At 52.5% G+C, this 8475-nt stretch carries 11 protein-coding genes and 1 pseudogene; 7 read left to right on the top strand and 5 right to left on the bottom strand.

Annotation, left to right across the window (positions count from 1 at the left end; all coding sequences use genetic code 11):
• Nucleotides 1–225, top strand: a pseudogene (locus ACRBCU_RS11025) (hypothetical protein); the annotation flags it as partial.
• A gap of 2 nt (nt 226–227) precedes the next feature.
• On the opposite strand, the gene ACRBCU_RS11020 reads toward ACRBCU_RS11025, so the two are convergent.
• The gene (locus tag ACRBCU_RS11020; protein WP_138016350.1) at nt 228–542 is read right to left on the bottom strand and encodes an Arc family DNA-binding protein; all 315 of its coding nucleotides are present in this window, start codon (nt 540–542) and stop codon (nt 228–230) included.
• 84 nt (nt 543–626) lie between these two features.
• On the opposite strand from ACRBCU_RS11020, the gene ACRBCU_RS11015 reads away from it, so the two are divergent.
• From ACRBCU_RS11015 to ACRBCU_RS11005, 3 genes are read left to right on the top strand one after another with little or no spacing between them, the layout of a single operon-like run.
• Nucleotides 627–821: an Arc family DNA-binding protein gene (locus ACRBCU_RS11015; RefSeq protein WP_138016351.1), complete on the top strand. Its 195-nt coding sequence runs from the start codon at nt 627–629 to the stop codon at nt 819–821.
• Between the two features lie 24 nt (nt 822–845).
• A complete protein-coding gene (locus ACRBCU_RS11010) occupies nt 846–1037 on the top strand; it encodes a hypothetical protein (RefSeq protein ID WP_025060031.1) in 192 nt (63 codons plus the stop codon).
• Nucleotides 1034–1933 (top strand): site-specific integrase, encoded by a 900-nt coding sequence (locus ACRBCU_RS11005; RefSeq protein WP_431365429.1) that lies wholly within the window; start codon nt 1034–1036, stop codon nt 1931–1933. The genes ACRBCU_RS11010 and ACRBCU_RS11005 overlap by 4 nt, the downstream gene beginning before the upstream one ends.
• A gap of 518 nt (nt 1934–2451) precedes the next feature.
• On the opposite strand, the gene ACRBCU_RS11000 is transcribed toward ACRBCU_RS11005, so the two are convergent.
• The 3 genes from ACRBCU_RS11000 to ACRBCU_RS10990 form a co-directional block, all read right to left on the bottom strand.
• Nucleotides 2452–3030: an acyl-homoserine-lactone synthase gene (locus ACRBCU_RS11000; RefSeq protein ID WP_431365428.1), complete on the bottom strand. Its 579-nt coding sequence runs from the start codon at nt 3028–3030 to the stop codon at nt 2452–2454.
• A gap of 60 nt (nt 3031–3090) precedes the next feature.
• Nucleotides 3091–3729, bottom strand: a complete 639-nt coding sequence (locus tag ACRBCU_RS10995) for an autoinducer binding domain-containing protein (protein ID WP_431365427.1) — start codon at nt 3727–3729, stop codon at nt 3091–3093.
• Nucleotides 3730–3841: 112 nt separating this feature from the next.
• On the bottom strand, nt 3842–4186 hold the full coding sequence (locus ACRBCU_RS10990; RefSeq protein ID WP_431365426.1) for a helix-turn-helix domain-containing protein: 345 nt from the start codon (nt 4184–4186) through the stop codon (nt 3842–3844).
• A gap of 116 nt (nt 4187–4302) precedes the next feature.
• Here ACRBCU_RS10990 and ACRBCU_RS10985 point away from each other — a divergent pair, with 116 nt between their 5' ends.
• Complete coding sequence (locus ACRBCU_RS10985) at nt 4303–4578, top strand: hypothetical protein (protein WP_431365425.1); 276 nt, start codon at nt 4303–4305, stop codon at nt 4576–4578.
• Between the two features lie 179 nt (nt 4579–4757).
• Here the strand turns inward: ACRBCU_RS10985 and ACRBCU_RS10980 are convergent, their stop codons facing one another.
• Nucleotides 4758–5255: a hypothetical protein gene (locus tag ACRBCU_RS10980; RefSeq protein WP_431365424.1), complete on the bottom strand. Its 498-nt coding sequence runs from the start codon at nt 5253–5255 to the stop codon at nt 4758–4760.
• 140 nt (nt 5256–5395) lie between these two features.
• Here ACRBCU_RS10980 and ACRBCU_RS10975 point away from each other — a divergent pair, with 140 nt between their 5' ends.
• Nucleotides 5396–6232 carry a ParB/RepB/Spo0J family partition protein gene (locus tag ACRBCU_RS10975; protein ID WP_431365423.1) on the top strand — a complete coding sequence of 279 codons (837 nt, stop codon included), beginning with the start codon at nt 5396–5398 and terminating at the stop codon, nt 6230–6232.
• Entirely contained in the window at nt 6232–8469 is a 2238-nt protein-coding gene (locus ACRBCU_RS10970; protein WP_431365422.1) for a Mu transposase C-terminal domain-containing protein, read from the top strand. Before ACRBCU_RS10975 ends, ACRBCU_RS10970 begins: the two co-directional genes overlap by 1 nt.
• Nucleotides 8470–8475 lie beyond the last annotated feature (6 nt).

Here is an 8475-nt window from a genome sequence, read left to right as displayed (position 1 = left end):
CATCGCGAACGTGGCCGCGACGATGATTGCTCTGAGAGTTACAACATGCGCCTCGGGACCTACGGCACGCAGGGCGAATTCGGCTGGCAACGCACCACGCCAGCGGCTGCCCCGCAATGGGTTCTGCCGTCGCGGCGCTGTTCGTCATCAAATTGGCGGCGCGGGGTCGGCGTTGAATGGGAGGACCACGAAGGCAATCACGGGTATGAGTGGGTGGCCTACTAATGCTATGCCCCGATATCCTTCATGCGTTCTGAAATATCGCCCGCAATACGCTCGTATAGGGCGGCTTGCTTATCTCTGGGTGAGCCCGGTTTCGGGCTTCTCCGTCGGATTCGTTTGGCGAGCCAGAATAGCATTCGGGCTGCGGGGTCGCTGATGTTTTCCGGGACTGGTGTGGGGTAGTTTTCTTCAAGGAGGGCAACGACCTCAGCGTTCATGCTACGGTGGTTGTTCTCGGCTGCCAGCCGTATCCGGTCACGAAGGCCATCCGGCAATCGCACGATGAACTTGTCCTGATTTTGAGCACTTTGTTCTGACATAGTGGCACTGTGCCATAAAATTCGATTGACGCAATAGTGGCTAAGTGCCACTAATGGGGTGTGTTTTCAACCTGGAGGCGTTTCATGAATAGTCGTAAACCAATGCAGCTTCGACTTCCGCAAGAGCTCAAGGAGTGGATCAAGGCGGAGTCCGATCGCAATGGAAACTCCCAAAACTCAGAAGTGATCCGCGCCATTCGCGCAGCGAAGGACAGACGTTCTGCACCTAGTGCATTTGGGAAAATCATTATGGATCAGGGTGATAATGCGCGTTGTTAACAAGGTGAGAGAGGTGCCAATACGATGACCAAAGCAAGTGTACAGACAAAGGCGAAACAGGCAGCCTCGGCCTTCATCCGCGAGGCGCGGGAGGCAGGTTGGCAACGCGCGAAATTCGAGATCAAGCCCGATGGCAGCGTCATCGTCGATGCCAACATGGTCGCGCCAGAGGCAGCCGACGACTTTCTCAATAGTGACTTGAGAATGGGCGAATGACCCGAAAGAGCCTGCCAAAATACGTCTATAATGACAGGGGTTACCTCCGATTCATCCGGCGTTCACGCGGTATCTCGGTCATGATGCACGAGGAAGCGGGCACGCCGGAATTTTGGGATCACTACAATCGCCTGCTGAAGGGAAAACCAGCGCCTGCGCCGGTGAAGCGCAATTTTGAGGCGTTGATTCTTAGCTACTACGAGAGCGACGCCTACAAGAAGCTGAAGCCCCGGACGAGATCCGATTATCGGCGGTACATCAGCCACATTCGCGAGATCTGGGCCGAGAAGGACCCGGCCAGGATCGAAACCCATCACATATATGAGCTTCACCGCGCCAATGCGGATCATTGGCGGCAAGCCAACTATCTCGTGCAAGTCATGGTCGTCTTGATGAATCACGCGCGATTGATTGGCTTTATCAAGAAAGAGCACGGCAATCCGGCAAAGGGCATCCCGCTCTTCAAGCAGCAGAGCGACGGTTGGGAACCTTGGCCAGATGATGTTCGTGACGAGTTCGAAGCACTGGCTTCAAATCGAGCGCGGCTGGTCTACGAGCTTTGCGTTGGAACAGGCCAGCGCATCGGCGATGTCGTGAAGATGAAGTGGGGGCACTTTTCCGATGAAGGTTTCGATTTCACGCAGGGCAAAACCGACAAGCCGTTGTGGATCCCGCTTACCGACCGCCTGAAAGCCCACCTCGACGGGCTCGCACGAATGGACGGCACCGTTGTGACCGACGCCAAGGGTCGGCCAGTGAGCTACCGGATTGTTGCGGAGGAAATGCGCACCATCAAAAAGAAGATGAAGCACGAGAAGGCGAGCTACTACAAAACGCATGGGCTCAGGAAAAATGCGACGATCTGTGGGGGGGGACTAGGTTTTAGACAAAGCTGAATTGGTCGAAATATGACGTAAGGCTTTGTTAAAGCGCTAAAAAAGGCTCGATTGATTTGATTGGGAAAATGGACGGAATGAGAAAAACCAACGCATTTTGCCCCACTTTTTGATGTGGAATGGTGTAAAAATGATGTGGTGGTGCGCTAGGGAGTGTTTTGCGTGGTTGTGTGCCAAAGCGTTAGGAATAAGGGACTTTGGAGCCGTATTTCGCCGATATCAGAAACTCAGGTGGGGCATTGTCTAAAACCTAACCCATCAAGGTGGGGCAAAATCACCCCACCTTGAGTTAAGTGCGCCCTACCTCGGAATAGCTTATTTAAATTAAGGGATTAGAGTAAATTGGGCGTAATCGCGTCGCGGATCAAGGTGGGGCGCTGAAAATCAACCTGTTTGCTCGATCTCGTGTCCAGCCAGACGACTTCACCGAAGATCTTTATTTCTTTAAAATCACTGCCCGAGACGATCGTTGATGAAATTTGGAGTAATTTCGTCAGGACATAGTGGGAACAAAGGTTTCATTGAATTAAGGACGAACGGAGAACGCAATACTCCATCCCATCCTCGGCATGAGTGTAAACGGGACCTATTATTTGAGTGGGAAATCCAATTCTGTTCAGAATGGTTTTGTATGACTTTCGAGTGTAGCTGATTGTAGACGTGCCGCCATTGTTCTTGATGTGGTACGCTGCCGCCCTAAATATTTCTTTCATCACTGATCGATCAAGCGCGTGAAATCTTGTCATTTCCCAAATTGTTGGATCTGAGGGGGCAGGTGAGCCATCTAGAAGATCGCGTTCGATCCCTGGTAGTAATCCGAGGCTGGCATCTCGAACCATATAGGAAAAGGTGTGATATCCGTAAACCACGAGTTTGTCAGTTCGTAACATTCTTGCATAACCAACGAGATCCCCGTTTAGTTCAACCAACACATATACTGAATCATGACGATCATATTGATCTTGCTCAACGTTTGCATTGTGTGGGATGTCCCACTTTTTTTCGGTCACGAACCTTTGGTGGCGATGCTTTAGATGTTCATGATAGAGAGAGCCGTAACATCCAAGGTTAGCACTATTCACGATTATCGAGTTCATCAGTTCCTCCAAGCTTTGGAGGATTGATAACCTGTTGCGTTACGAACATTCAGCGACTGATTAGTCTACCAAACGCGATTTATAAGCAATTAGGACTGCTTCGGCAGGCGTTTTGGCATCTAGCTTCTTCAATACACGGTTTCGCAATTGGCGAATTGCCCCTGGCGTTACGCCAGCGCTAGTCGCTATCTCCCGTTCATTCAATCCTTCCGCTAGACCGTTAAGATACTGAAGCGACTTGTAGGACAGTTTTATTTCTCTTGGATCATCAATCCAAAATGCCACCTTAGCCATTTGGCTGACAACATAATCTTGGGTTTTGAGATCGAGTTCTGACTCTTCGTGAGAAATTCCTAGTATGGTGCGTTTTCGATTAACGGTTAGGGAAATGACACTTCCATTTGGCATCCCTCGCTCGCGGGCCGTGGAAATTACATTCACTTCGGGCGAGGGAAACAGCTTTGACAGTTGGTTCCATGACCGGATCCCCTCGTTACTCATACCCCAAATCACAACGGGATCGTACAGCACGAAATCACCGTTTTGATACTCATTTAGCCAATCCTCATTCCAAGTAGAAACTATGTGTGTAGGAGTGCCCGCAAGAAAATTAACACCCAAGGTAAATCCGTGGGATGATATCGAATTCAGATATCCGCTAATTTCATCCAGTAGTTGTTGTGAGCGATCATTTTTCATGTAAAAAGGTATGTATGCGATTTATAGGTAGCGTTTATGATGGAATTGAATATTTTCTCTGAAATCTTGTATCTCCTTGCAAAAATGAGCAGGTCCGAAGTTCAGATGGTCTCTAAGAAACTGGATCAGATGCGCCATCCTTCTCGAACCGAATGATTGTGTCGTCTGTTATATGGTTCCTAAGTTTAAGGAGTTCTGTCTTTGACATTTCGGTCATTCTACGAGCAACGTCGTCGTGTAACTCTGATGTTTCTTTCCCCGTGAAAAGATAGACAATAGAGATATTTAGTCCGTCGCAGACCTTTTGCAGGTTCCCAATGGCTGGATTGCTATTTGATTTCAACATCCGCGAGACAAAGTCACGAGAAAAGCCCAGCGAGCTGGAAAACTCGGTTATTTTGAAATCTGAACCCTGCGAGTTCAGTGCCTTCTCCAACTGCTCTCTCCAATCAGCCATATCGTCCGCATGCCCTCTGCTACCTCGTATTAGTACGACTTATAAATTGCATTGACAACGCCTAAAAGTTCGTGAATATGCGATATATAAGTCGAAAAGATACCGAGAGAGTATATATGAGCAGCTTGGATGCGCTTAAGGTCAAGAAGGCGAGGCTGGTAAAAGAGCTTGAAGCGGAGCGGAATAAGACCCGTACGAAAAGTGGGAAAATCGTTTCGATGCGGGAGGTGTCTTTGGAGATTGGCAGCAACGACTCTTACTACACCCACCTTATCAATCACCCAACTTCGTTTCCGTCTTCCGATAGGTTGGAGCAAATTCACAGAGCGTTCAGACGCTTGCAAAAGCTTCGAGAAATCGTCGTTGAGATGTCTGAAAGTGAATTTTCATGATGCTCATGCCCCGTCTTATCATCCCCGTTCCATCACTCACGGAGGGGACCCTGCGCCGCCAGCGCTGCTCGGCTGTCGACGCAGGAGAACAGCCCCAGCCCGCACCGCCTGTTGCGATGTGCTGGGGCTGTCATGGGGCGTGTTATCAGATGGAGGCCGCGTTATGATGGGAATTCCCGCTACTGTTTTCGAATTGGACGATCAGCCGGAAACCCTGGAAACCTGCCATCAGGCCGTTCGCGAAGCATTCGCGAGTCAATGGAGCGTCCGCCGCCTAAAAGATACATTAACATCAAGGCTCGCGCTTTGCTCTGGCGATCAAGACCGATCGGTAGGTGTGCAATGACTTCTGTTTCTCGCGCGGCATTCACAGCCAGAACAGTCTGCGACCAAAGCAGACGCTCACTCATGACTCGCCATGCTCCGGCGGACATCGCATCCCAACCGTCGAAACTATCAACCATGGCCAATTGGCACAAAGCGCCGTCCGCTTCTTCGTCAAATGAGGTGTCAAAGGGCACGGAATTGATGATGTCATACTGCGCTGTGAACATGGGGTGCAGATCAAAAAATAGTTCTATCGCATCCCAAGGGGCGAGTGGTTCGGGCGGTGGCAGCGACGCTTCATTTGGAAAGCGCGTTTCACAATATGCCATCCAGACTTCGGAAAGTTTCATAAGAATACTCCTTAACGTTTTGCATACTCCCAAGACGTTCGGGAGTCGCACAGCGGGGCGGCTACCCCGCTGTGCACAGGTTCTCTGGCAGATAGTGCCGCCTGCTTCTCTCTCAACTCAGTTTACAGGAACGCCATTTGATGTCTAACGTCACCCAAATTCCCCTTATCGAGATCATCCTGCCCGCAGAGCGCGCAAGGTCTTATGATCCGCTGAAAGCACAGGCGCTGGCGGGCAGCATTGCTGCGCAGGGGCTGTTTCACCCGATCTCGCTGCGCCCTGTGACGGGCGGCTATTTGCTGGTGTCCGGTCTGCACCGCTATCGCGCGGTTGAAATGACTGGCGCGACTGAAATTGAGGCGCGTGTCACCGATCTGAGCGATGATGAGGCGCGCCTTGTCGAGGTTATGGAAAACCTTGCCCGCGCGGAGCTGATCGCGCTGGATCGTTGCCAGCATCTTTATGAGCTGAAGCAAAGCTATGAGCGTCAGTATCCTGAGGCCGCAAATGGTGGCGACAGGAGATCTGATAAAATCAGACGGCAAAGTTTGCCATCTGATCCGAACACACCAGAAATTTTTGGGTTTGCACAGCATATTGCCGAGCAAATAGGGCTTTCGCAGCGCGCCATTCGCCTCGCGGTCAATATCTGGAAAGGCCTGTATAACGAAACACGTCCACGGCTCTACGGCACTGATCTGGCGAAGAAGCAGACCGAGCTGAAGGCGCTTTCGGAGTTGTCTCCGGTGCAACAAAGCAAAGTGCTTGACCTAATCTTTGATGAGAACAGCGATGTGACCAATGTGGCAGGGGCAGTTGCGGCCCTGAGCAACGGCCTTGTTCTGACACCTGTCGAAAAAAAGGTGAAGGCGCTGAGCCAAGGCCTTGCCAGCGTTGCGGACGAGACGCTCGATTTGATCGTTTCCGAACATGCGGACCGCGTGATCGCGTCCCTCAAGCGCACGGGGCGTATCTGATGAGCGGCGCGCCCAAAGAATTCCTGCTGGCCTCGGAAGTGGCTGACCTCGCGAGAGAGTGGGGATATTTGGGCGTGCCGCATAACAAACGCAATGTTGGCAAGTATATTGTGGAAAATGGATTAGACCGCGCTGGCCCTGATCTGCGCCGCAAGCGCATGGGGCGGGTCGGCGGCGGGGGCTGGGAGTATCATTTCTCGCTGTTTCCAAGCGATTTTGGTGCGAAGTTTAAAGGCTCCAGTGAAGAGCGCGCTTTGACGGCCCAACATGACGTTGCAAAAGCTGATGAGGCAAGAAAGCTGGTCGCCTTGCAGACCTCAGCGCTCTCTCAACGCGCGCGCAGTGTCATGGAGGCGCGCGCGCAGGTTCTGACCTCAATTGAAGGCTATGCGATCGCTCTCCAACAAACGCGCGCATGGGGCATACGCCAGTTTTTGGCAGCGCAGGACGCCTATGGGGCGCTGCGCGCAATTGAAGCTAAGCGAGAACGTGGAGAGGCGCTTGATACCTTTGAGGCCGCAGCGTTGGCGCAGCCTTGCCTCTTGCGCAGCCGCGACGGGTTTGATGTCTCGCCGGAGTGCCTTGAGTTGGCTTGTGATCGACGCAAAAGTGGTAAGGTTGGGCGCGCAACCCTTTACAACTGGTTCAAGGCGCGCGGCGATCGTGGGACGGCAGCGTTGTCGCCGATACCGCCAAAGACAGCAGGCTCACTGCCCGAGAATTTTGCCGCTTTTCTGAAGTTTTATGCTATCCCGTCAAAGCCTTCGGCCTCGGATGCGTTGGGGGAATTTCTCAAGGAAAATCCAACGTCGGATCTTACGCTTCATCAAGTGCGCTATGTTCTGCGTGAACGTATGAATAACATCGAAAAGAACGTTGGGCGCGAAGGTCTTTTAACGCTGCGCTCTCGCCTGCCATATGTAACGCGGACCACAGAAGATATGTGGCCCACCACGATCTACACTGCGGATGGAAAGACTTTTGATGCTGAGGTTGCTGATCCGGTGTCACACCACCCGATTAGGCCCGAAATCACCACTATTCTGGACGTAGTAACGCGCAAAGTAGTCGGCATCGCGCTGTCTCGATCTGAGAATGTGATCGCTGTGACCGAGGCGCTGCGCAATTCCTGTGTTGCCCACGGGATACCAGCGATTTTCTATGTCGATCGCGGTCCAGGCTACAAAAACAAGACGTTTGACGCCGACGTGGGCGGCATGATGGGGCGCTTGAGCATCACAAAGATGCATGCGCTCGCCTATGGCAGCCAAGCAAAGGGCCGGATCGAGCGTCCGAACGCAACGATCTGGGACGTTTTGGCCAAGCGCCTTCCGACCTACATCGGCAAGGACATGGACAAGGAAGCGGGCAAGCTTGTTCACAAGATCACTCGCTCTGAGATTAAACAGTTTGGGCAGTCCAAGGCTTTACCCACTTGGGATGAATTCGTGAAGCTCTGCGAAGATCGCGTGGCTGAATACAACGCGCAGCCCCATCGCGGGTTGCCGAAGTTTCGTGACGAAGAAACAGGGCGTATGCGCCACATGTCACCGAATGAGGCCTGGGCCGCGCATGTGGCGTCTGGCTTTGAGCCGGTCGATGTATCCGAAGATGAAGTCGATGACCTGTTTCGTCCTTACGAGATGCGGACTTGCGCGCGCGGCGAGGTCAAGTGGCGCACCAATTCATACTTTGATCCTGCGCTTGAACGCTATCACGGCGAGAAGGTCATGGTTGGTTATGATTATCAGCAGGCTGACAAAGTTTGGGTGCGCGAGTTTGACGTTGAAAGCGGCCAGCCAGGTCCGTTGATCTGCGTTGCCGGTTTCATGGCCAACGCAGAGCGCTATGTGCCACGCTCGTATGAGCAGGAGGCCGTAGAAAAACGCGCAACTGGGCGGCTTAAGCGAGCTGATAACAAACGTCGCTCGATTGAGGCGGAGCGCGATGGCGTTCGCTTTCTTGAGTCGCGTCATGAGCCGATTGTCGATCTGTTTCCGCAAGATGCGCCTGAGCGTGACGCTGTGCCAATTCAGCCCGCGGCGCAGCCAAGAGTGGCGCAATTCCTGTCCGATGAGGATTTGGCAGCGTGGGCACTGGAGAACCCAGAGCAGCTTACCGCAGATCAAATCGGCGTTTTGAAGGACTGCATGTCGCGGTCAACCGCAAGAGAACTTTTCCGGATGAGTGGGATAGACACGGAGGCGCTTCGAACCCTCCTCCGTGCCGTCGCCTGATCCGTT

It is taken from the genome of Planktotalea sp. (assembly GCF_050633725.1).
Taxonomy (GTDB): Bacteria; Pseudomonadota; Alphaproteobacteria; order Rhodobacterales; family Rhodobacteraceae; genus Planktotalea.
This window is presented reverse-complemented; position numbering and strand designations above follow the sequence as displayed.